16 protein-coding genes and 1 pseudogene are annotated in these 22,345 nt (G+C 63.8%); 7 read left to right on the plus strand and 10 right to left on the minus strand.

Going from position 1 to position 22,345, the window contains the following annotated elements; genetic code table 11:
• Positions 1-3: 3 nt before the first annotated feature.
• Complete coding sequence (locus BGP85_RS06225) at positions 4-2,139, minus strand: type I secretion system permease/ATPase (protein WP_103446394.1); 2,136 nt, start codon at positions 2,137-2,139, stop codon at positions 4-6.
• 75 nt (positions 2,140-2,214) lie between these two features.
• Positions 2,215-3,588: a TolC family outer membrane protein gene (locus tag BGP85_RS06230; RefSeq protein WP_103446395.1), complete on the minus strand. Its 1,374-nt coding sequence runs from the start codon at positions 3,586-3,588 to the stop codon at positions 2,215-2,217.
• Positions 3,589-4,107: 519 nt separating this feature from the next.
• Between BGP85_RS06230 and BGP85_RS06235 the strand changes: the two are divergent.
• Positions 4,108-7,953, plus strand: a pseudogene (locus tag BGP85_RS06235) (Ig-like domain-containing protein); the annotation flags it as partial.
• 61 nt (positions 7,954-8,014) lie between these two features.
• Here BGP85_RS06235 and BGP85_RS06240 read toward each other — a convergent pair.
• On the minus strand, positions 8,015-8,380 hold the full coding sequence (locus BGP85_RS06240; RefSeq protein ID WP_103446396.1) for a YbaN family protein: 366 nt from the start codon (positions 8,378-8,380) through the stop codon (positions 8,015-8,017).
• Positions 8,381-8,387: 7 nt separating this feature from the next.
• Positions 8,388-8,975, minus strand: a complete 588-nt coding sequence (locus BGP85_RS06245) for a YecA/YgfB family protein (protein ID WP_012315632.1) — start codon at positions 8,973-8,975, stop codon at positions 8,388-8,390.
• A 245-nt stretch (positions 8,976-9,220) separates the two neighbouring features.
• On the opposite strand from BGP85_RS06245, the gene recQ reads away from it, so the two are divergent.
• Positions 9,221-11,365 (plus strand): DNA helicase RecQ, encoded by a 2,145-nt coding sequence (gene recQ / locus BGP85_RS06255; RefSeq protein WP_103446398.1) that lies wholly within the window; start codon positions 9,221-9,223, stop codon positions 11,363-11,365.
• A 138-nt stretch (positions 11,366-11,503) separates the two neighbouring features.
• Positions 11,504-11,941 (plus strand): MarR family transcriptional regulator, encoded by a 438-nt coding sequence (locus BGP85_RS06260; RefSeq protein WP_103446399.1) that lies wholly within the window; start codon positions 11,504-11,506, stop codon positions 11,939-11,941.
• A gap of 32 nt (positions 11,942-11,973) precedes the next feature.
• Here BGP85_RS06260 and BGP85_RS06265 read toward each other — a convergent pair whose 3' ends face one another.
• Entirely contained in the window at positions 11,974-14,160 is a 2,187-nt protein-coding gene (locus BGP85_RS06265) for a patatin-like phospholipase family protein (protein ID WP_103446400.1), read from the minus strand.
• Positions 14,161-14,227: 67 nt separating this feature from the next.
• On the opposite strand from BGP85_RS06265, the gene BGP85_RS06270 reads away from it, so the two are divergent.
• The gene (locus BGP85_RS06270) at positions 14,228-14,509 is read left to right on the plus strand and encodes a SelT/SelW/SelH family protein (protein ID WP_103446401.1); all 282 of its coding nucleotides are present in this window, start codon (positions 14,228-14,230) and stop codon (positions 14,507-14,509) included.
• Here the strand turns inward: BGP85_RS06270 and BGP85_RS06275 are convergent, their stop codons facing one another.
• A complete protein-coding gene (locus BGP85_RS06275) occupies positions 14,510-15,400 on the minus strand; it encodes a DMT family transporter (RefSeq protein WP_103446402.1) in 891 nt (296 codons plus the stop codon). It lies immediately after the preceding gene.
• Between the two features lie 183 nt (positions 15,401-15,583).
• Positions 15,584-16,348 carry a helix-turn-helix domain-containing protein gene (locus BGP85_RS06280; protein ID WP_103446403.1) on the minus strand — a complete coding sequence of 255 codons (765 nt, stop codon included), beginning with the start codon at positions 16,346-16,348 and terminating at the stop codon, positions 15,584-15,586.
• Between the two features lie 126 nt (positions 16,349-16,474).
• On the opposite strand from BGP85_RS06280, the gene BGP85_RS06285 reads away from it, so the two are divergent.
• Positions 16,475-17,287, plus strand: a complete 813-nt coding sequence (locus BGP85_RS06285; RefSeq protein ID WP_103446404.1) for a UDP-2,3-diacylglucosamine diphosphatase — start codon at positions 16,475-16,477, stop codon at positions 17,285-17,287.
• Here BGP85_RS06285 and BGP85_RS06290 read toward each other — a convergent pair.
• Complete coding sequence (locus tag BGP85_RS06290; protein ID WP_103446405.1) at positions 17,284-17,595, minus strand: DUF962 domain-containing protein; 312 nt, start codon at positions 17,593-17,595, stop codon at positions 17,284-17,286. The two genes, BGP85_RS06285 and BGP85_RS06290, sit on opposite strands and share 4 nt — an antisense overlap.
• 155 nt (positions 17,596-17,750) lie before the next feature.
• On the opposite strand from BGP85_RS06290, the gene BGP85_RS06295 reads away from it, so the two are divergent.
• Positions 17,751-18,812: an AraC family transcriptional regulator gene (locus tag BGP85_RS06295; protein ID WP_103446406.1), complete on the plus strand. Its 1,062-nt coding sequence runs from the start codon at positions 17,751-17,753 to the stop codon at positions 18,810-18,812.
• Here BGP85_RS06295 and BGP85_RS06300 read toward each other — a convergent pair.
• Positions 18,769-20,223 (minus strand): TrkH family potassium uptake protein, encoded by a 1,455-nt coding sequence (locus BGP85_RS06300; protein ID WP_103446407.1) that lies wholly within the window; start codon positions 20,221-20,223, stop codon positions 18,769-18,771. The genes BGP85_RS06295 and BGP85_RS06300 overlap by 44 nt on opposite strands.
• A gap of 102 nt (positions 20,224-20,325) precedes the next feature.
• Between BGP85_RS06300 and BGP85_RS06305 the strand changes: the two genes are divergently transcribed.
• Positions 20,326-20,883: an NAD(P)H nitroreductase gene (locus BGP85_RS06305; RefSeq protein WP_103446408.1), complete on the plus strand. Its 558-nt coding sequence runs from the start codon at positions 20,326-20,328 to the stop codon at positions 20,881-20,883.
• A 120-nt stretch (positions 20,884-21,003) separates the two neighbouring features.
• Here the strand turns inward: BGP85_RS06305 and BGP85_RS06310 are convergent, their stop codons facing one another.
• Positions 21,004-22,344, minus strand: a complete 1,341-nt coding sequence (locus BGP85_RS06310; protein WP_103446409.1) for a sensor histidine kinase — start codon at positions 22,342-22,344, stop codon at positions 21,004-21,006.
• Position 22,345 lies beyond the last annotated feature (1 nt).

Here is a 22,345-nt window from a genome sequence, read left to right on the forward strand (position 1 = left end):
CTCCTACAGGGCCGAGCCGATACGGCCCTTGCGCAGGGCGTCGACGACCGAATCCTTCGGGCCGTCGGCGACGATCTTGCCGTTGTCGAGCACCACCAGCCGATCGACCAGGCTGAGCATCGAGGTGCGGTGGGTGACCAGCAGCACGGTCTTGCCCGGCACCCAGCTCAGCAGGCGCTGGCGCAGTTGCTCCTCGCTGCTGTTGTCCATGTGGCTGGTGGGTTCGTCAAGGATCAGGATCGGCGGCTCCAGTAGCAGTGCACGGGCCAGCAGCACCGCCTGGCGCTGGCCACCGGAGAGCAGCTGGCCGCGCTCGCCCACCGGGCGGTCGAAGCCGTTCGGGTGTTGCCGGGCCAGCTCGCTGACGCCGGTCAATTCGGCCACTTCGAGCATGCGCGCATCGCTGATGTGGCGCGCCCCGAGGGTCAGGTTGTCGCGCAGGCTGCCGGCCAGCAGCGGCAGGTCGTGGGCCACGTAGCCGATCTGGCTGCGCAGGTCGGCGATGTCCAGCTGGCGCAGGTCGAGGTTGTCCAGCAGCACCTGGCCTTCGTCGGGGTGATGGAAGCCCATCAGCTGGCGCCCGAGGGTGCTCTTGCCCGAACCGCTGCGGCCGATGATGCCGATGCGCTCGCCGGGGGTGATGGTCAGGTTCACGTCGTGCAGTGCCGGGCTCACTTGCCCTGGATAACGGAAGGTGATGTGGCTCAGCGCCAGGCCACCCTTGAGCGTGGTGTGCTCCAGGGCCTGCTGGTCGAGCTGACGTTCCTGGGGCAGGGCCATCAACGCATCGGTGCTGCGCATGGTCAACTGCGCCTGCTGGTAGCGGGTGATCAGCCCGGCGATCTGGCCGAGCGGGGCGAGCACCCGGCTGCCGAGCATGTAGCTGGCGACCAGGGCGCCGACGCTGAGGTTGCCGGCAATGATGCTGTACACCCCGGCAACGATGGTCGCCATGCCGCAGAACTGCTGGATGAACAGCGTGCCGTTGCTGGCCAGCGACGACAGGTTGCGCGCATGAGCGTCGAGGCGGGCGATGGCGGCGTTGGTGTGCTCCCACTGGTACTGGCGTTCGCTTTCGGCGCCGCAGGCTTTGAGGGTTTCCAGGCCGCCCAGGGTTTCGATCAGCAGGGCCTGGCGCACGGCGCCGAGGCTCAGGCTTTTCTGCACGGTATCGCGCAGGCGGGCCTGGATGATCAGGGCAAAGCCCACTGCCAGCGGGAAGGCGATCAGCGGGATCAGTACCAGCCAGCCACCGAGCAGGCCGATTACCAGCAGCATCAGGGCCACGAAGGGCAGGTCGATGATGCTGGTCAGGGTGACCGCGGTGAGAAATTCACGCAGGCCCTGGAAGTCATGGATGCTCTGGGCGAAACCACCGATGGTGGCGGGCTTGGCCTTCATGGCCATGCCGGTGATGCGCTCGAACAGGGTGGCGGAGAGGATCAGGTCGGTCTTCTTGCCGGCCTGGTCCAGCAGGTGGGCGCGGACCATGCGCAATACCAGCTCGAAGGCGGTGCCGATGAACAGGCCGGCAACCAGCACCCACAAGGTCGACAGCGCCTGGTTGGGCACCACGCGGTCGTAGGTCTGCATGACGAACAGCGGCACCATCAGGCCGAGCAGGTTGATCAGCAGGCTGGCCAGCAGGGCGTCGCTGTACAGCCAGCGGGAATGGCGCAGGGTGTCGCGGAACCAGGCGTTGACCCGCGGCAGCAGCGGTGAACGCACGTCTTCCAGGGTATGGCGTGGGCGGGCGAACAGGGCGTGGCCGCTGTAGGCCTGCTGCAGTGCTTCACGTTCGACCCATTGCTCGCCGCCTTCAGCTTCGCAGGGCAGGATCAGCGCGCGGCCGTCATCGCCCCAGCGCTGCAACACCGCGCTGCGGCCATTGTCGAGCAATAGCAGCAGGGGCAGGTTGAGAGCTGAGATGTCATCAAGCGCTCGTTCCAGCACCCGCGCTTGCAGGCCGGCACGCGCCGCAGCCCGCGGCAGCAAGTCTACGCCCAGGCGCTGCTGGGCCAGGGGCAGGCCGCTGCACAGGCTGGCACGGCTGGCCGGGCGACCGTGCAGCCGGCACAGGATCAGCAGGCCATCGAGCAGTGGGTCATCGACATCCGGACGCGGTTGCGCGCTTTGCATACTGGTCACGATGGCCTACTCCCGCCAGGGTGGATGGGTTGCTGTGCAGGCGATCCGTGCCAGTGCGTGCGACGCTCAGCGCATGTCGGGCAATCTGGCTTCGGTCCGGACCTCGTTGTTGGCGATAGCCTCAGGTGGCAGTGAAATGCGTTGCTTGCTCAGCAGTTCACCCATGGTCGCCAGTACCCGGTACATCGAAAACTCTTCGGTGTAACGCACTTCGGTGTAGCGACGGTTGGCGTTGTACAGCTCGTTTTCGCTATCGAGCACGTCGAGCAGGGTGCGCTGGCCCAGGCCGAACTGGTCCTGATAGGCGGCGCGCACGCGCTGGGTGGTCTCGGCGTATTCACGTGCGGTCGGGGTCTGCTTGCGGGCGTTGTTCATGGCATTCCAGGACAGGCTGAGGTTTTCGGTCAGCTCGCGCAGGGCATTGTTGCGGATGTCCAGGGCCTGGTTGATCTTGTGCGCGTCGGATTGCAGCCGGGCTTTGTCGCTGCCGCCACGGAACAGGTTGTAACTGAGCTCGACGCCCGCCTGCCAGTCATTGTTGGCATGGCCCTGCTCGCCGCCGATGTTGTTGTTGGCACCGGTGGCCAGCACCGCGTCCAGGCGTGGGTAGAACGGCGACTTGGCCACTTCGTATTGCTGTTCGGCGGCATTGACGTCGGCCTGGGCCGACTTGAGGTACGGGTTGTTCTGGCGCATGCCTTCGCGCGCCTGGTCGAGCGTGGCGGGTATTTCCACCTTGATCGACCGTGTGCCTTCCAGTTCGTCAGGCACGCGGCCGACCACGCTGTAGAAGTTGGCTTCGGCATCGGCGAGGTCGACTTCGGCGGTGTCCAGGTTGTTTTCTGCCAGGGCGCGACGGGCGCGGGACTGGTCGAGGTCGGCAGTGCTGCCAACGCCGCGCTCGCTGCGCAGGCCGATCTGGTCGTTGACGCGCAAGTGCGCCTGCAGGTTGTTCTTGGCCAAGTCCACCAACTCTCGACGCTTGAGTACCTCCAGATACACCTCGACGGTACGCAAGGCCACGTCCTGGGCAATGGCCTGGGTGTAGTAGGCCCGAGAAGTCGCAACTGCCTCGGTGCGGCCCACTTCGTTGGCGGTGTTGAAACCGTCGAAGATCATCTGCCGCAGGCGCAGTTCCGACTGTGTGTAGTTCAGGGTTTCCTTGTTGTGGTTGGTCGTGCCGTTCGGGTTGAGACCGCGGGTGTTGAGGTTGTCAGAGCGCTGGCGCCCATAACCTGCCACCAGATCTACGGTTGGGTAGTAGCCGCCACGGGCAAATTTGACATCCTCATCGGCCGAAAGCTTGCTGTTGCGGTTCGAGCTGATCTGCGGGTGGTAATCCACGGCACTCTGGATGGCTTCGTTGAGGGACATCGCTTCGACGTTCGTGCATGCCATGGCCACCAGCATTGCGCTGGCGAGGGGGGTTAGAACGCGCATGGGCTACTTCTCCCTGGTCACAAAAAAGATCCCGCTTTTCGCCAATAAAATGACGATTTTTATAGTTCAAACCGTTTCATGTTTGTAACAACAGAGCTAAGAACATTTAACGCGCGAGCTAAGAAGATTTTTTCATAACACCTATGCGAAAAAAAACTTATGCGGTCTATGCAAAGCAAGACATTGTTTCATCCAAGTGAATTCGCGAACCGTTGCAAGGCGCGACTTACAAGCACTTCAGCAAGTTTCAGGTTTTTTCCAGCTAAGGACGCGGAACGGATAGGTGAAAGAAGTATTTGGCGACAAAAAATTGGCATGAAATGATGGCCAACTTACATTATTACTATCGCCAAAGTAGTGCCTGAGAGAACGATTCTCGCCGTTGAGATTTTTCGGACTCCATGCCCACACCTGCCTGCCCTGAATTCATAGAATAAGCGCAACGCTTGAAACGAGAGGCAGAGAGCCAGCCACCGGTAGAATCCAGGCTCTCACACCGAAGGATTCAAGCGCAGATGACATGTGCTGTACAACGATGTGGTCGGTGCCGACGTGCGCAGCGATGGCAACTACGTGGTCGGCGTGCGCGCCGGCAGCGATACCAGCACCTCGGCCATCGGCCAACTGAACACCCAGGTGAACGGTCAATACGGCTACCTGACCATCGACGAGAAGGGCAACGCGGTCTACCACTCCAACCCGGACGTGGTGTCGCCGCGAGATGCCGTTGACACCTTCGTCTACACCATCCGCGATGCCGACGGTGACGAGAGCACCACGACGATCACCATCAACGTGCATGACCCGCGCATCGAAGTGTGCATGGACGGCGAAGCAACGGTGTTCGAGAAAGCCCTGGATTTGAGCAAGGATGGCAGCGATCTGGCCGCCGGAACGGTCACCGGCAGTGATCCGACATCGCCCCTCGAAACCGCCTCTGGCAGCCTGGCCGGCTTGGCCAGTGGTGGCATCGGCGCCTTGTCCTACAGCCTGGTCAGCAATGCCGTTGGCCAATACGGCCAGATTCACCTGAATGCCGACGGCAGCTACACCTATACCCTGACCTCACCGGCAAGCTCACCGACCCATGCCAACGATGGCGCCAACACCGTCACTGAATCCTTCACCTATCAAGTTCAGGACGCCTACGGCCATTCGGCCACCAGCACCATCGTCATCAGCATTGTCGACGACGTGCCCCAGGCCCATTGCGATTTCGTCAGCGTCTACAAGGGCGACGAGGTGCGCGGCAATGTGCTGTACAACGATGTGGTCGGTGCCGACGTGCGCAGCGATGGCAACTACGTGGTCGGCGTGCGTGCCGGCAGCGACACATCCACTTCGGCCATCGGCCAGCTGAACAGCCAGGTGGACGGCCAGTATGGCTACCTGACCATCGACGAGAAGGGCAACGCGGTCTACCACTCCAACCCCGACGTGGAGTCGCCGCGGGATGCCGTCGACCGCTTCGTCTACACCATCCGCGATGCCGATGGCGACGAAAGCACCACGACCCTTACCGTCAACGTGCACGACGCAAGGCTCATGGCCTGCGAGGACCGCGATATCACGGTGTTCGAGAAAGCCCTGGACCTGCACAAGGATGGCAACGACCTGGCGGCAGGCAGTGCCATTGGCAGTGATCCAAGCTCGACCGGCGAAACGGCGTCCGGCTCGTTGGTGGGTTCGGTGTCCGGTGGTGTAGGGGCAATTACCTACAGCCTGGTGGGCAACGCGGTCGGCCAGTATGGGCAGATCAGCATCAACCCTGACGGCAGCTATACCTACACGCTGACCTCGCCCGCCAATACACCGGGTGCCGATTCTACGGTCGAGAATTTCTCTTACAAGGCCACCGATTCGCTGGGCCACAGCATCACCAGCAACATTGCCATCACCATCGTCGACGATGTACCCAATGCGGTCTGCGCCGAGCGCAGCATCACGCCAGGCCAGGTGGACTCCAACATCCTGCTGGTGATTGATGTGTCGGGCAGCATGGACTTTGCTTCAGGCATACCCGGCCTGACCCGCCTGGAGGCGGCCAAGCAGGCCATCGCTGCGCTGCTCGACAAGTACGACGACATGGGTGACATCAAGGTGCAGATCGTCACCTTCAGCGGTGGCGCGCAGATCCAGTCGGCCGAGTGGGTCAGCATTGACGCCGCCAAGTCGATCGTCAACGGCCTGCACGCGGGTGGTTCGACCTATTACGACAGCGCGGCCACAGCTGCCCAGACGGCCTTCTCCCAAAATGGCAAGCTGGCCGACGCGCAGAACGTCAGCTACTTCTTCTCCGATGGCGAACCCAGCTCCGGGCATGCCATCACCGCTTCGGGCGAAACCACCTGGGAAACATTCCTCGACAACAATGGCATCAAGTCGTACGCCATTGGCCTGGGCAAAGATATCAATGCGGGCAACCTGAACCCGTTGGCCTACGACGGCAGCAGCCATACCGATACCAACTCGGTCATCGTCACCGACTTCAACCAGCTCCATGGCGTGCTGTCAGGTACCGTGCAGGGCTCGCCGATCACCGGCAGCCTGCTCAACGATGGCACCTTTGGTGCCGATGGCGGCTTCATCAAGGCACTGCTGGTGGACGGCACTACCTACACGTACGACCCGAAAGCCAACGCCGGGCAGGGCGGATACCTGGCCAGCGGTGGCGCGGACAACGCCAGCTTCGATACCACCGGCAATACGCTCACCATCAAGACCAGCCTGGGTGGCAGCCTGCTGGTGAACATGGACAGCGGCGAGTTCACCTATACGCCGCCCAAGGGCGCTGACTACTTGCAGTTCGAACGCTTTGGTTTCATGGTCAGTGACAATGACGGCGATACCAGCAGCGCCGACTTGCTGGTGCTGATCAATGGCAATCATGCGCCGGTGGCAGGCGCGGACCATGTGATTACCAATATTACCGGTGCCAGTATCACCGTGCCGTCCGAAGCGCTGCTGGCCAACGACAGCGACGCCGACCACGACCGTCTGAGTGCGGCGCCGATCACCGTTGACACGAACTTTGCCAGCAAGGGGGCAGGCTTCACCCTCGGCAACAGTGTTGCGAGCATCTCCTTCGATGGTCATTGCAATACGCTCGACAACCAGTTCAAAGCCCTGGAACGCAGCGCCTTCACCACAGCGGCCGGCAGCATGACCGCGGCGCTGGTGGTACTCGGCTACCTTGGCAGCATCACCAACAGCAATGCCAACAGCGAGGATGTGATCACCGTCAGCCTGCGCAAGGGCGAGACCCTGCAACTGGACCATGATCGCCCAGACGGCAATGTGAGCCTGGAGTGGAAGGATGCCAACGGCAGCTACCAGCCCATTGCCGATGGCGGCAGCTTCACCGCCAGCCACGACGGTGTGTACAGCATCCATGTGGTCAACCAGATCAACCCGTCGGACCACAGCAATGCTGCCGAGAGCTACAAGCTGAGCCTGCTGGTGGATTACAGCAACGCCGTGAACGAAGTGCATCAGGCGAGCTACACGGTCACCGATGGTCATGGCGGCGGTGCTACCGGTGCGGTGGATATCACCTACCAGGCCGGCACTACCCTGAACGGCACGGCCGGCAATGATGTGTTGATGGCAAGCAACGCCGACACCATTCTCAATGGTGGTGACGGCCATGATGTGCTGGTGGGGGGGGCAGGGAACGATCAACTGTACGGCGGCAATGGCGATGATCTGCTGATCGGAGGCGCCGGCAACGATCTGCTCGACGGCGGGGCCGGCAACGACATCGCCAGCTATGCCTCGGCCACCAGCGCGGTCACGGTAGACCTCAGCCTGGGCGGCCCGCAGAACACCCACGGCGCCGGCATCGACACCCTGGTCAGTATCGAGAACCTGATCGGCTCCGACTACAACGACACCTTGATCGGCAATGCCGGTGACAACGTGCTCGATGGCGGCCTGGGCAACGACGTGCTGAAGGGTGGTGACGGCAACGACACCCTCATCGGCGGGCCGGGCGATGACATCATGACCGGCGGCAATGGCAACGACACCTTCGTCTGGCAGAAGGGCGACACCGGGCATGACACGGTCACCGACTTCTCCCCGGGCAGCGATCACCTGGACCTGTCGCAGCTGCTGCAGGGCGAGAATGCCACGGCGGCTTCGCTGGATGACTACCTGCACTTCAAGGTCAGCGGCAGCGGCAGCAATGTGGTCTCGACCATCGAAGTCAGCAGCGTGGCGGGGGCGGCGCCGACCCAGACCATCGACCTGGCGGGGGTCGATCTGGCCCAGCATTACGGGGGGGTGATTTCGGCGGGGCATGATACGGCGACCATCATCAACGGGATGATCAATGACCATTCGTTGAAGGTGGATACCGTCTGATTTGCCTGTTCCTCTTCGCGGGGCAAGCCCGCGAAGAGGCCTGAACAGGAGACAGCAGCATTCAACCGGACCGGCGCAAGGTCTTCTGCCTGAGGATGTACAGGCTGACCAGTACCGCACTGGTGAGCATGAAGGCCCTGGCCCAGAACAACGGCACCAGGTAGCAGGACAAGCCGATGCTCGCCCACATCAGCCCGATGGCATAGACCTTGCCCTTGAGCGGAATGCCCTCGCCACTCAGGTAGTCACGGACCCACGGCCCAAGCTTGGGATGGTTGACCAGCCAATCGTGAAAGCGCGGAGAGCTGCGGGCGAAGCAGGCTGCCGCCAGCAGCAGAAACGGGGTGGTGGGCAACACCGGCAGGAAGATCCCCAGCACCCCCAGCGCAACACTGAGCCAGCCGATGGCCAGCAGCAGGTAGCGCACGACCGACTCAGTGGTGGCGTGGCTTGAGCAGTGCCGGCTTCTCGTCTGGAGCGTGCAGCAGCAGGAACAGCGCGCTCAGCGCTTCCGGGATCTGCACGATCATGTCGTCCTGCAGGTTGGCGTTGCTGGCGATGTCGGCGAACTCGGGCTGTTCGTCGAACAGGCCGGAGCCGACCATGATCGGCAGCAGCATCTCGCTGACTTCTTCCTCGGCGTTCTCGAACCACGCCTCTTCACGCAGGAACACGCCTTCCATGAAGCCGATGCACCAGCCGCGCAGGTCGGAATCGTCCGGCTCGTCGGTCAGGTCCAAGTCGCATGGCAGGTCGAATTCCTCGTCGCTGGCCAGCTGGCGGGCGATGTGGCCTTTGAGGGCCACCAGCGTCGCTTCGATCTCGGTGCGCTGGGCATCGCTGGCGTAATGGGGTTCTTCGGCGAACAGCGCGTCGATCCATTCACGCTCGGGGACGTCCTCGGAGCAGATCGACAGCGCGGTCAGGTAGCCATGTGCGGCGACGTAGTCCAGCGCTTCTTCGTGCAGCTCGTCGGCGTCGAGGAAGGCTTGCAGGCGGGTCAGTTGCTCGGCGAAGGACATTACAGGGCTACCTTGGGGAATAAACGATAGTGAATTCTAGCACCTTGCGGCGGCAGCGGGGCAAAGGGAACGTCTGTCACCGGGCATCCTGTGCGGGCCGTCACTACGGTATACTCCGCCGTTTTTCATCCAGGGGCGGGTTTTCCCGACCCTCTGGCAAAAGCCGCTTACGCTTTTGGCGTGTGCGGGGCGGGTTTTTCGTCCAGCCTGTGTCCAGGATGGTACGGCGATTTGTGGAGTTGCACATGCTCGAACAGGCTCAGCGCGTTCTCAAGGATATCTTCGGTTACGACAGTTTCCGTGGGCGCCAGGCAGCGATCATCGAATGCGTGGCCAATGGCGGCGATGCCTTGGTGCTGATGCCTACCGGTGGCGGCAAGTCCCTGTGCTTCCAGGTGCCTGGCTTGTTGCGCCCGGGCCTGACGGTGGTGGTGTCGCCGCTGATCGCGCTGATGGACGATCAGGTCGCCACCCTCGACGAGCTCGGCGTCGCCGCAGCGGCGCTGAATTCCACCCTGAGCCCGGAGCAGCAGCGTGACCTGGCCGGGCGCCTGCGCCGGGGCGAGGTGAAGATGCTCTACCTGGCGCCTGAGCGCCTGGTGCAACCGCGCATGCTGGACTTCCTGCGTGACCTCGACATCTCGCTGTTCGCCATCGACGAAGCCCACTGTGTCTCGCAATGGGGCCATGACTTCCGCCCCGAGTACCTGCAGCTGGGGCAACTGGCCGAGCTGTTTCCCCATGTGCCGCGGATCGCCCTGACTGCCACCGCCGACATGCGAACTCGCGAGGAGATCGTCCAGCGCCTGCACTTGCAGGGGGCCGAGCGCTTCCTGTCGAGTTTTGACCGGCCGAACATCTTCTACCGCATCGTGCCCAAGGAGGCACCACGCAAGCAGCTGATGGCCTTTCTTGGCGAGCGCCGCGGCAATGCCGGCATCGTCTACTGCCTGTCGCGCAAGAAGGTCGATGAAACCGCTGCGTTCCTCTGCGAGCAAGGTTTCCCGGCCTTGCCCTACCACGCCGGCCTGGCCGCCGAGACGCGCGCCGCCAACCAGCACCGCTTCCTCAACGAGGAAGGGCTGATCATGGTCGCCACCATTGCCTTCGGCATGGGCATCGACAAGCCCAACGTGCGCTTCGTTGCCCACCTCGACCTGCCCAAGTCGCTCGAGGCCTATTACCAGGAAACCGGCCGTGCCGGCCGTGACGGCCTGCCGTCGGATGCCTGGATGGCCTACGGCCTGCAGGACATGGTGATGCTCAAGCAGATGCTGCAGAACTCCGAAGGTGACGAGCGCCACAAGCGTATCGAGCAGCACAAGCTTGATGCCATGCTGGCCCTGTGCGAAGAAACCCGCTGCCGCCGTCAGTCGCTGCTGGCCTATTTCGACGAAATCCTCGAACAACCCTGCGGCCACTGCGACAACTGCGTCGACCAGATCCAGACCTGGGACGCCACCGAGCCGGCCCGCCAGGCCTTGTCGGCTGTGTTCCGCACCGGCCAGCGCTACGGCGTCGGCCACCTGGTCGACGTGCTGCTGGGCAAGGACACCGAGAAGGTGCGCAACTTCGGCCACGAGAAACTTTCGGTGTTCGGCGTCGGCAAGGGCCTGGCCGAGGCCGAGTGGCGTTCGCTGTTCCGCCAGCTGGTGGCGCGCGGCCTGGTCGATATCGACCTGGAAGGTTATGGCGGCCTGCGCCTGTCCGACAGCTGCCGGCCGCTGCTGCGCGGTGAGGTGAACCTGCAGCTGCGCCGTGACCTCAAGCCACAGACCGTGGCCAAGACGTCCTCCAGCGGCGGCAGCCCGGCCAGCCAGTTGGTACGGGCCGAGGAGCGCGAGCTTTGGGAGGCGCTGCGCACCTTGCGACGCAAGCTGGCCGAAGAGCACAGCGTGCCGCCCTACGTCATCTTCCCCGATTCTACCCTGCTGGAAATGCTCCGCAGCCAGCCAACCAGCCTCAGCGACATGGCCCTGGTCAGCGGCGTGGGTGCGCGCAAGCTGGAACGCTATGGCCAAGCCTTCCTCGAAGTGCTCAATGGCGCCGGTGGCACCGAGGAGGCGCCGAAGGTGGTGCTCGACCTGCGCCACGAGCTGGTCAGCCTGGCCCGCGCCGGCATGACCCCGGCGCAGATCGCCGGGCAGCTCAACTGCAGCGAGAAGAACGTCTACAGCCTGCTGGCAGAAGCCCTTGGCCGCCAGGAACTGAGCCTGGAGCAGGCGCTGGACCTGCCGGAAGACCTGATGATGGAAGTGCAGGATGCCTTCCTCGACGGCGAGGGCGAGTTGCCGCCGGTGTCGGCGATTGCCCCGTTGTTCGGCGCACGGGTGCCGGAAGGCGTGTTGTACTGCGTGCGTGCGGCGCTGGCGGCGGAGTTCCAGCTCTGATGGGCGGCATTTCCGTCAACTGCTGATGTTTGTCATCCTTTTTGACGATTATCGGACGTTTCCGGGGCGGGTAGCCTTGCCTGATGCCCCGGAGCATGGTTAGCTGACTAATAATTAGTTCTAGTCTATGAGTTGCTTATGCCCCTGACCGACAACCAACACCGCTTCGGCATGCAGCTGGCGCAGATGTCCCGTGGCTGGCGTGCCGAGCTGGATCGCCGCCTGGCCGGGCTCAATCTGTCCCAGGCGCGCTGGTTGGTGTTGTTGCACCTGGCCCGCTTCGAAGAAGCGCCCACCCAGCGCGAGCTGGCGCAGAGCGTGGGCGTTGAAGGCCCGACCCTGGCGCGGCTGCTCGACAGCCTGGAAGGCCAGGGGCTGGTGCGTCGCCAGGCGGTGATGGAAGACCGGCGGGCGAAGAAGATCCAGCTGTGCCCACCGGCCAAGCCGCTGATCGAGCAGATCGAGACCATCGCCAATGCTCTGCGCCTGGAACTGTTCACCGGCGTGGACGAGGCCGATCTGGAAGTGTGCATGCGGGTGCATGCCAAGATCCTCGCCAACCTCGAAAAATCCTGAATCTTCTGGGGCCGCAAAGCGGCCCCGGCCATCTAGAAGGTATGTCCCAGGTTCAGGTACACCGCCTGCTCATTCGCAGTGTTGGCGCCATAACTCAGGTTCAATGGCCCCAACGGCGTCTCCAGCCCCAAAAAGATGCTCGCCGCATTGATGTAGCCACTGTCAAACGCGTTGTCGTTGTTCCACGCCCGCCCCCGCTCCAGCGACCCACCGAAGTACAGCGGGAAGTCCAACGGCAGATAGGCCCGCGGCGTCAGGCGCCGGTAGTACACCATCCGCAGCAGGCTGACGTTCTGCCCTGACACCGAGTCCTGACGGAAGCCCGACAGCTCCCTCGCGCCACCCAGCACGAAGCTCGACGTCACCACCTCCGTTGGGTCTAGCGTGCGTCCATAGCGCCCACCCAGCACAAAGGTGTTCGAGCCGACGCTGAATGCCTTGTCCAGGTTCAGCAGCCACTGCCGGTAGTCTTCGTCCGAATCCAGCGACTTGTCGTACTTGCGGAAGGTCAGGCCGATGTCCTCGCCACGGTGCGGGAAGTACACGTTGTCGAGGGTGTCGAACGAGTACTTCAGCTCGTAAAAGCCTTCGTTGAAGCTGACGCTGGGCAGGTCCTGATCGCCAATACGCACGTCAGCCTCGCCCCAGGCCTTGCCTACGCCCAGGCGCACCTCGCCGGAAGTGCCGATCTGGCGGCCGACGTTGAGGCCAAAGCCATAACGCTCCAGCCTGTACTCGGCGATCGGGTCGTTGTCCAGGGTCGCTTCGATGTTCTGCGAACCGAAGTCCAGATAGGGCGCGACGAAGTAGCGCGAACCCACATCCAGCGGCTGGTAAAACTCGCTGTACAACTCCTGCTGGTCACCAATCTGGGCACGGGTCAGCCATTCCGCGCCCAGTCGGTTGATGCCGTTTATGCGGTAGCTGGCGCCCAGGTTGAAGGCGCTGTCGCCGCGCAGGTCGTCCGACAGGTTCAGGCCCAGGCGCAGGTAGTCGGTACCGCCGCGTTTGCCGCGGGCATTGATCACCAGGATGTTGTCGTCGCCCTTATGCACCACGCGGTACTGAACCCGGTCGAAGTAGTCCAGGCCATACAGGGTGCCCATGTCGGTCTGCAGGCGGTCGAGCGCCAGTGGTTCGCCAATCGGCTGGCGAATGTAGTAGCGGATCACGTCGTCGCTGACCTTGGAATCGTTCTCTATCCTGATCGCGGTAATCACCGGCGTACGCTGGCCTGGCGAGCGCGCCACTGCGAGGCTGGCGTCGCTCTCTGGTTGGCGCAGCGCGGCTAGGCGCGTGTCGAGCAGGCGGGTGGCGCGATAGCCGGCGTCGATCATGTCCTGGGCACGGCCGAAGTCGGTGACGCCGAAGGCGGCCAACTGTGGCTGGATCAGGATGTCGTCGCGGTGCAGGCTGGCCAGCTGCTCCTCGGAGTTGCGTCGGGTCATCAGGGTGATTGACTGGTTGAGCACGTCGACTACCGTGGCCAGTTGCTTGCGGTCGCGCAGCGGAGTGCCGATGTCGACCACGATGGCCAGGTCGACGCCCATCTCCCGGGCGACGTCGAGCGGGATGTTGTCGGTCATCCCGCCGTCTACCAGCAGGCGGCCATCCAGCTCGACCGGGGCGAACACCGCCGGGATCGACATGCTGGCGCGAATCACCTGCGGCAGGTGGCCACGGCTGAACACCACCTTCTCGCCGCTGGCGATGTCGGTGGCGACGGCGCGGAAGGGGATCGGCAGTTTGTCGAAGTCGCGGATGTCAGCGGTGTGGGCCAGCTTGCTTTCCAGCAGTAGCGCCAGGTTCTGGCCCTGGATCACCCCCAGTGGCAGGCCGAGGCTGCCGTCGTCGCGGAAGCTCAGCTTCTGTTTGACCAGGAAGTCGCGATCATCCTGCTTGCGCCGGAATGGCACGTCCTCCCGTGGCGGTGCATCGGACAGCGCCTGCTGCCAGTCCAGTGTGGTGGCGAGTTTTTCCAGCTCCTCGATACTGTAGCCGGAGGCATACAACCCGCCCACCACGGCGCCCATGCTGGTGCCGGCGATGGCATCGATGTGCACGCCTTGTTCTTCCAGAGCCTTGAGCACACCGATATGGGCCAGGCCACGGGCGGCACCGCCAGACAACACCAGGCCGACCTTGGGGCGGGCAGGCTCGGCGGCGAATACGGTGAGGGCAGTGAGCGTCAGCAAAAGGCATAACAGCAGGCGGCGCATCGTGAGTCTCAAACCGAAGGATAAAGACCGCTAGTATAAGCGGCCCCTCACCTGGAGATGCCTCAGCATGGCCGACAACAAGCCGGAAATCGTCATCACATATTGCACGCAGTGCCAATGGCTGCTGCGCGCCGCTTGGCTGGCCCAGGAGCTGCTCAGCACGTTCACCGACGACCTTGCCCGGGTGGCGTTGGAGCCGGGCTCCGGCGGCATCTTCCGCGTCACCTGCGATGGCGTGCAGATCTGGGAGCGCAAGGCCGACGGTGGCTTCCCCGAAGCCAAGGTGCTCAAGCAGCGCGTGCGCGACCAGATCGACCCGCAGCGCGACCTGGGCCACAACGATCGCTGATCAGGCGCCCTCGGCCACGGCCTTGTGCCGGGGTGGCTGTTCGGCGGCCATGCGGCTCGACAGCACGATGGCGAAGATGATCAGCACGCCGCCCAGCAGCATGCGCAGGGTTGGCGTTTCGGCAAACACCGCCCAGGCCACGGCGATGCCGTAGACCGGTTCCATGGCAAACACCACGGCGGCGGTGCGCGCCTTGATCACCGCCAGGCTGGCCACGAACAGGCTGTGGGCGACGCCAGTGCAGAAGACCCCGAGCAAGGCGATCCACAACCAGTCGATGCGGGCGACCTGGGTCAGTCCCGGGCCGGCGAAGGGCAGCAAGCACAAGCCGACCACCAGGTTCTGCCACAACGCCGCCTGCACGGCGGGCAAGCGCCCCGAGCCGGCACGGTTGGTCAGCGACAGCAACGAGAACAGCAAACCGGAGAGCAAGGCCCAGAGCAGGCCACCGGTGGCCTGGCTGGCCAGGTCGAATGCCGGGGTGACCAGGATCAGGCCGATGCTGACTAGCACCACCAGCACGCCTTCGTTGCGACGAATGCGCTCGCGGAACAGCAGGCCTTCGAGGATCACCGTGAAGGCCGGGAAGCTGGCAAAGCCCAGGGTGGCGATGGCTACGCCGCCAACCTTCACGGCGATGAAGAAACTGACCCAATGGCCGGCCAGCAGCACGCCGCCGAGCAGCAGGCGGCGAATGTCCTGGCCGCTCAGGCGCCGCCAGCCGGGGCCGGTGAGGCTGGCGAACAGTGCCAGGGCCAGCACGGCGAAGGCGGCACGGCCGAAGACGATGATTGCCGGGCTGGCGCTGGCGGCCAGTTTGCCGAAGACGCCGGTCAGGCCGAAGAACAACGCGCCAATGTGCAGGGCGCCGAGGGCAGTTCGGTGGTTCATGGTGGGTCCTTTGAATCTTTATATGGCAGGACCGGCCTTTTCGCGGGGCAAGCCCGCTCCTACAGGGATCGTACAGTTCTCAAGGGCTATGTAATACCTGTGGGAGCGGGCTTGCCCCGCGAAAGGGCCAGCACAGGCAAAGTGTAAAGCCACTGGCCGATACGTTCTGTCGCCATCCTGGCATCAGTTGTCGACAGACTCTCGCCGCATGGCCAGCGGCGAGCAACCAAACGCCCGTAGCATCGCCGCCGAAAACGCACTCTGTGAGCTGTACCCCACTTGCACCGCAATCTCCCCCATGGGTAGAAAGGTCTGCGTGACCAGCCGCTTTGCCTTGAGCAGGCGCCGCTGGCGGATATAGTCCATTGGTGTCATGCCGCACTCGGCGGTAAATCGTGCATGCAGCCGGGCACTGGACAAACCCGCGATGCGCGCCAGGTCTGCCACCTGCAAGGGGTATGCTGCATGCTGTTCGATATGCGCATCGAACGCGGCATAGGGCAGGCGGTGGCTGGGCGTGACCCTGGCCGAGGCACTGGGGTTGAGGCTGGCCAGCAATAGCACCGCGCCTTGCCGGGCGATCAGCGGGTCGTCCATGGGGCTCGTCGCCAGCCAGTCCACCAGTTGCTGCTGGCGATCATCCAGCCCCAGGGCGCCAGGCTGGTCGAGCAGGTGCCGGCTGGTATCGGCATGCGCCCCCAGTTGCTCGTGCAACCAGTGCTCACCGGGCACATCCAGCACCAGGCAATCGCTGCCGACGTCGCTGGCGCATGTGTGATGGGCGCCAGCGGGCACCACCATCAGCCCCTGGCGAGCAATCCTGGCGCCATGGCCCTGCACCTCGAAATCCAGGCGGCCGTGCAGGCCGAACACCAATTGCGGGTGCTCGTGACTGTGAGCGATGAGCTCATCGCGGTAGTGGCGCAAGGAAAGTATCGGGCCGGCCATGGGGCATCCTCGTGGGGCTGTCAGCCATTGTGCCGCATTCGTGGCAGACCATCACTCGTCACATCCCTGCCACCAACCTGTCATCTGTGCCTGCCAGTCTCCAGCAAACAGCGCCGGAGCCTGCCCATGACCCATGTCGAACTCTCTCGCCCGTCACGCAAGCAGCGTGTGCGCACATTGTGGATATCTGACGTGCATCTGGGCACACGTGACTGCCAGGCCGAACACCTGTCGCAGTTCCTCAAGGGCTACCAGGCCGACCGCGTCTACCTGGTCGGCGATATCATCGATGGCTGGAAGCTGCGCAGCGGCATCTACTGGCCGCAGGCCCACACCAATGTGATCCGCCGCTTGCTGACCATGAGCAAGCGCGGCACCGAGGTGATCTACGTCACCGGCAATCATGACGAATTCCTGCGGCGATACTCGAAGCTGATACTGGGAAACATCCAGCTGGTGGACGAGGCCGAGCACCTGACCGCCGATGGCCGTCGCCTGCTGGTGATCCATGGCGACCAGTTCGACGTGATTACCCGCTATCACCGCTGGCTGGCCTTCCTCGGCGACCGTGCCTACGAGTTCACCCTGGTGCTCAACCGCTGGCTCAACCATTGGCGTGCGCGCTACGGGTATGGCTACTGGTCGCTGTCGGCGTACCTCAAGCACAAGGTCAAAGGTGCGGTGAACTTCATCAGCGATTTCGAGGATGCGATTGCCCATGAATGCACCCGTCGCGGCTTTCATGGCGTGGTCTGCGGGCACATCCACCATGCCGAGATTCGCCAGGTGGGGGAGGTGGAATACCTCAATTGCGGCGATTGGGTGGAGTCGTGTACGGCGCTGATCGAGCACTGGGATGGCAGCATCGAGCTGTATCGGCTGGCCGACGCGCAGGCCCGCCAGGCCGAAGCCGCGACGGCCCTGCGCGAGCCGGCCTAGAGGCTGATCCTGCCGAGCAGGATGTCGCGGAACATGGCGAAGTCGCCGATCAGGCTGTACCACGGGTGCTTGAACGTCGCTGGCTTGTTTCGCTCATAGAAGAAATGCCCGACCCAAGCGAAGCCGTACCCGCAAAACGGTACGGCCAGTAGTAGCCACCACTTGCCACTGCCGACGGTATAGGCAAGCAAGGCAATCACAAGGCTGGTGCCGACGAAGTGCAGGCGTCGGCAGGTCGGGTTGCTGTGTTCCCCCAGGTAATACGGATAGAACTCGGCGAAACTGCGAAACTGCGCGGTGCTGGTCATGGGCAGTGCTCCGGGATTATCACTTTTGGACAGGATACACGGCGTGGAGCCTGAATCGAGTCTAGAGTCATTGGCGGTGCCGGCCAGTGACAATAGGTGCCAAATGAGTATCCTTGGGGTTCACCGCATGAAGCGGTCAGTATAAGAAGCCTGCCATGAGTGAAAGAACCACGTCAGCCAGCTGGGCATCAGGGATTGTCAAGGCGCTGGAGCTGGAAGGGCTCGACTGCCCGGCCATGTTCAAGCAGCTGGGGCTGGATTTCGCTGCACTCGACGACCCGGATGCACGCTTCCCGCAGGACGCCATGACCCGCCTCTGGCAGCTGGCGGTCGAACTCTCGGGCAACGAGGCCATCGGCCTGAACATGGCGCGGGTGGTGCGCCCGGCTTCATTCCATGTGGTGGGCTATGCGTTGATGTCCAGCCGCACCCTGGCCGAAGGTTTCGAGCGGTTGGTGCGCTACCAGCGCATCATTGCCGAAAGCTCGGACCTGAGCTTCATCCTCGGCCCTGAAGGCTATTCGCTGATTCTGACCGTGCATGGCGATCACCTGCCACCCACCCGGCACAGCGCCGAAGCGTCGTTGGCCTGCGCGCTGGCCTTGTGCAAATGGCTCAGTGGCCGGCCGGTGCAGCCGCGGCGGGTGCTGGTGCAAGGGCCGCAGCCGAAGGATATCGAGCCATACAAGGTGGCGTTCCATTCCCCGCTGATATTCGGTGCTCCGCACGATGCACTGGTGTTCGAGCGGGCCGACATGGAAGCGCCATTGCCCACTGCCAACGAAGCCATGGCCATCCTGCATGACCGCTTTGCCGGCGAATACCTCGCGCGTTTTTCGGAAAGCCGCGTGACTCACCGGGTGCGCCAGGTGCTGTGCCGCATTCTGCCGCAAGGGGAGCCCAAGCGCGAAACCCTGGCCCAGGCCCTGCACCTGTCCCAGCGCACCTTGCAGCGCCGCTTGCAGGAAGAGGGCACCAGCTTCCAGACGTTGCTCGACGACACCCGCCGCGAGCTGGCCGAGCAGTATCTGGCCCAACCAGGCATGACCCTGCTGGAAACCGCCTATCTGCTGGGCTTTGCCGACCCGAGCAACTTCTATCGGGCGTTTCGCCGCTGGTTCGATGTGACCCCCAGCGAGTACCGTGCCCGGCTGGGGGCGGAGCCTGCCGAAGTCAGTGACGCCAGAACGCCGGCATACACAACACCAGCACCGTGATGATCTCCAGGCGGCCGAGCAGCATGCCGGTCGACAGCACCCATTTGGCGGCATCCGGCAGCGTCGAGTAGTTGCCCGAAGGGCCGACCACTTCACCCAGGCCCGGGCCCACGCCCGACACGGTGCCGGCAGCACCAGTCAGTGCGGTCATCCAGTCAACGCCCAGCAGTGACAGCAGCAGGGCCATCACGCAGATGGTGATGGCGAAGAAGAACGAGAAGGTCAGGATCGAGCGGACGATTTCTTCGTCCAGTCGATGGCCGTTGTACTTCTGCTTGATCACCGCGCGCGGGTGGATCAGCTGGTTGAGGCTGGCCTTGAGCAGGATGTAGGCCACCTGGAAGCGGAAGATCTTGATACCGCCGGCGGTGGAGCCGGAGCAGCCGCCGACAAAGCCCAGGTAGAAGAACAGCATCAGCGAGAAGTTGCCCCACAGGCTGTAGTCGCCCAGGGCGAAGCCGGTGGTGGTGACCACCGAGGTCACGTTCAGCGCCACGTGGCGCAGGGCGTCGAGCCAGTGCAGGTTGGTGGTGTACCAGTACCAGGTGCCGAGCACGATCCAGGTCACTACCAGCATGCCCAGCAAACCTTGAACCTGCTGGTCGCGGATAAGGGCTTTGCGGTTGCCGCGCAAGGTCGCCACGTACAGCGTGAAGGGCAGGCTGCCCATGATCATCACCACCACCGCGACCCAGTGCACGGCAGGGATGTCCCATTTGGCCAGTGACTGGTCAGAGGTGGAGAAACCGCCGGTGGAGATCGCCGACATGGCGTGGTTGATGGCATCGAACGGGCTCATGCCCGCCCACCAGAAGGCCAGTGCGCCAAAGATCGAGAAGCCGACGTATACGCCGACGATCGACTTGGCGACCATGTGCGAGCGCGGCATGACCTTTTCCGAGCGGTCCGACGACTCGGTCTGGAACAGGCGCATGCCACCGATGCGCAGCAGCGGCAGGATTGCTACCGCCATGGCGATGAAGCCGATGCCGCCGAGCCAGTGCAGCATCGAGCGCCACATCAGGATGCCCGGCGACATCGTGTCGAGCCCGCTGAGCACCGTGGCGCCGGTGGCGGTGATGCCAGACATGCTTTCGAAGAAGGCGTCGGTGTAGCTGATGTGCTGGGTCAGCAGGAAGGGCAGGGCGGCGAATATGCACACCACCACCCAGCTGCTGACGGTCAGCAGGTACATGTCGCGCGGGCGCAAGTGTACGTGCTCGGGGCGGCCCTGCAGGACCATGGCCAGGCCGGCGATGAAGGTGATCAGGCTGGACCAGAGGAACGACGGCAGGTCGCCGGTGCGCTCGAAGATCACCAGGGTGGCCATGGGCACGACCATGCTGACCGCCAGGGTGATCAGGAAGATGCCGATGATGAAACCAATGATCCTTAAGGTCGGCAACGCCATGTGATCTGCTCTGACTCGAAACGGAAGGGCGCCATTCTACCTATGGGTCTGGTGATGTAAACGCTAGAATGGCCGCACATTCACCTGCCAGGAGGGTAGCCGATGGAGGCTCTCGACGCATTGCTCAACCGTGTATCCGTGCCGCGCCTGACCGAACCTGCGCCCAACGAGGCCCAGCGCGAGGCGCTGTTCCAGGCCGCCTTGCGCGCACCGGACCACGGCCAGCTGCGGCCATGGCGCTTCCTGACCATCGAGGGGCAGGGCCGCGACAAGCTCGGTCAGCTGTTTGCCGAAGCGGTGCAGCACAAGGGCGACGCCAGCCAGGCTGCGTTGGACAAGGCACGCGCGATGCCGCTGCGTGCGCCGTTGCTGATCGTGGTGATCGCCAAGCTGCAGGACCACTTCAAGGTGCCCAAGTCCGAGCAGCGCCTGGCGGCGGGTTGCGCGGCCCATGGCATCCTGATTGCAGCGCATGCACAAGGGATAGGCGCGGTGTGGCGCACCGGTGAGATGGCGTTCGATGCCCATGTGCACAAAGGGCTGGGCCTGGCCGAGAATGAGGAGTTGATTGGCTACCTGTATGTCGGTACGCCGATGGCCGAACCGCGTACGGCGCCGATTCTGGAAACTGCCGATTACGTCAGCGTCTGGGGCGAATAGCGCGCTGGATTCTTCGCGGGGCAAGCCCGCTCCTACAGAAATTACGCAAGGGCCGAGGGCTGTGCAGTATCTGTAGGAGCGGGCTTGCCCCGCGAAAGGGCCAGTGGGCCCTACATCACTTCAACTGCCTGTTGCCACAGCCAGCGGCAACTCCAACCGAGCCACGAACCCACCCTGCGGGTGATTCTCCAGCACCAGACTCCCGCCATGCCGCTCGGCCGCCTTGCGCGCAATCGCCAGCCCCAGCCCATGCCCCGCCGCTTCCTGCCCCGGCGCGCGGAAGAATGGCTCACCCAACTGCGCCAGATGCTCCGGCGCCGCACCTGGCCCATGATCGCGCACGCTCAGGACGATCTTGTCCTGCTCGCGCTGCGCACTGATCTCGATCGGTTGCCCCTCCGGGTTGAAGCGCAGGGCATTGCGCACCAGGTTGTCCACGGCACGCTCGATCAGCGTCGGCCAGCCTTGTAGCGTCAGCCCCGGCTGCGCTTCCAGCTTCACTTCCTGCTCCGGCGCACTGAGCTGGGCGTCCTTGCGCACGCTGCCGAGCAGCGCGTTGAGATCGACAGGCTCGGCGTGGGCCTGCTCGGCATCGACCCGGGCCAACGTCAGGATTTCGCTGATCAGGTCTTCCAGGCGGTCGCATTCCCGGGTCAGGCGTGGCCACAGGGCCTGGCGCTGTTCGGTTTCGGCGCGCTCTGCCAGGGCCAGGGCAATGCGCAGGCGAGCCAGTGGCGAGCGCAGCTCGTGGGACACATCGCGCAGCAGCTGGCGCTGGCTGCCGATCAGGCTCTGCAGGCGTGCCCCCATCTTGTTGAAGTCCTTGGCCAGCACGCCGAACTCGTCACGCCGGGCCGCCAGGCGGGCCAGGCTGTTCTGTTGGTAGCTGGCCTGGCCAAGGTCGTGCACCGCGCCGCGCAGGCGGCTGAGCGGGCGGGTGATCGACAGGGTCACCAGCAGGCTGAACAAGGTCAGCACCACCAGCGCGATACCCAGGGCACTCAACGGCCAGAGCAGGCTCTCGCGGTGCCAGGCGTCCAGCTCCGGGTGCGGGATGCGGTAGATCAACAGGTAGGTGTTGCCGCTGTCGGGGCTGGTGTATTCCTCGGTCAGGCGGCGCCACGGCAGGCGGCGCTCGTCATTGTGCTGGCGCGCCTCGAACGCCGCCGCGCGGCGCGGGAAAGTACCAGGCACCACGGCATCGCCGCTGTCGTCGAGCACCTGCACATCGATCTTGTAGCGCTCCTTGCGTCGCTCCAGGAAGGCTTGGGCAGACTCCAGGCCCTCCTGCTCGTAATGCTTGGCCCAGTGGCTGGCCATGGTCTTGAGGCCCGGGTGGCGGCTGAGGATCCAGGCGTCCTGGTTGAGCATGTGGCCCAGCAGGATCGACAGGCCCGCGACCAGGGTGATAGCCAGCCAGAAACTGGCCAGGATGCGCCAGAACAGAGAACGCAAGAGCACC

This window comes from Pseudomonas putida, assembly GCF_002906855.1.
GTDB lineage: Bacteria > Pseudomonadota > Gammaproteobacteria > Pseudomonadales > Pseudomonadaceae > Aquipseudomonas > Aquipseudomonas putida_N.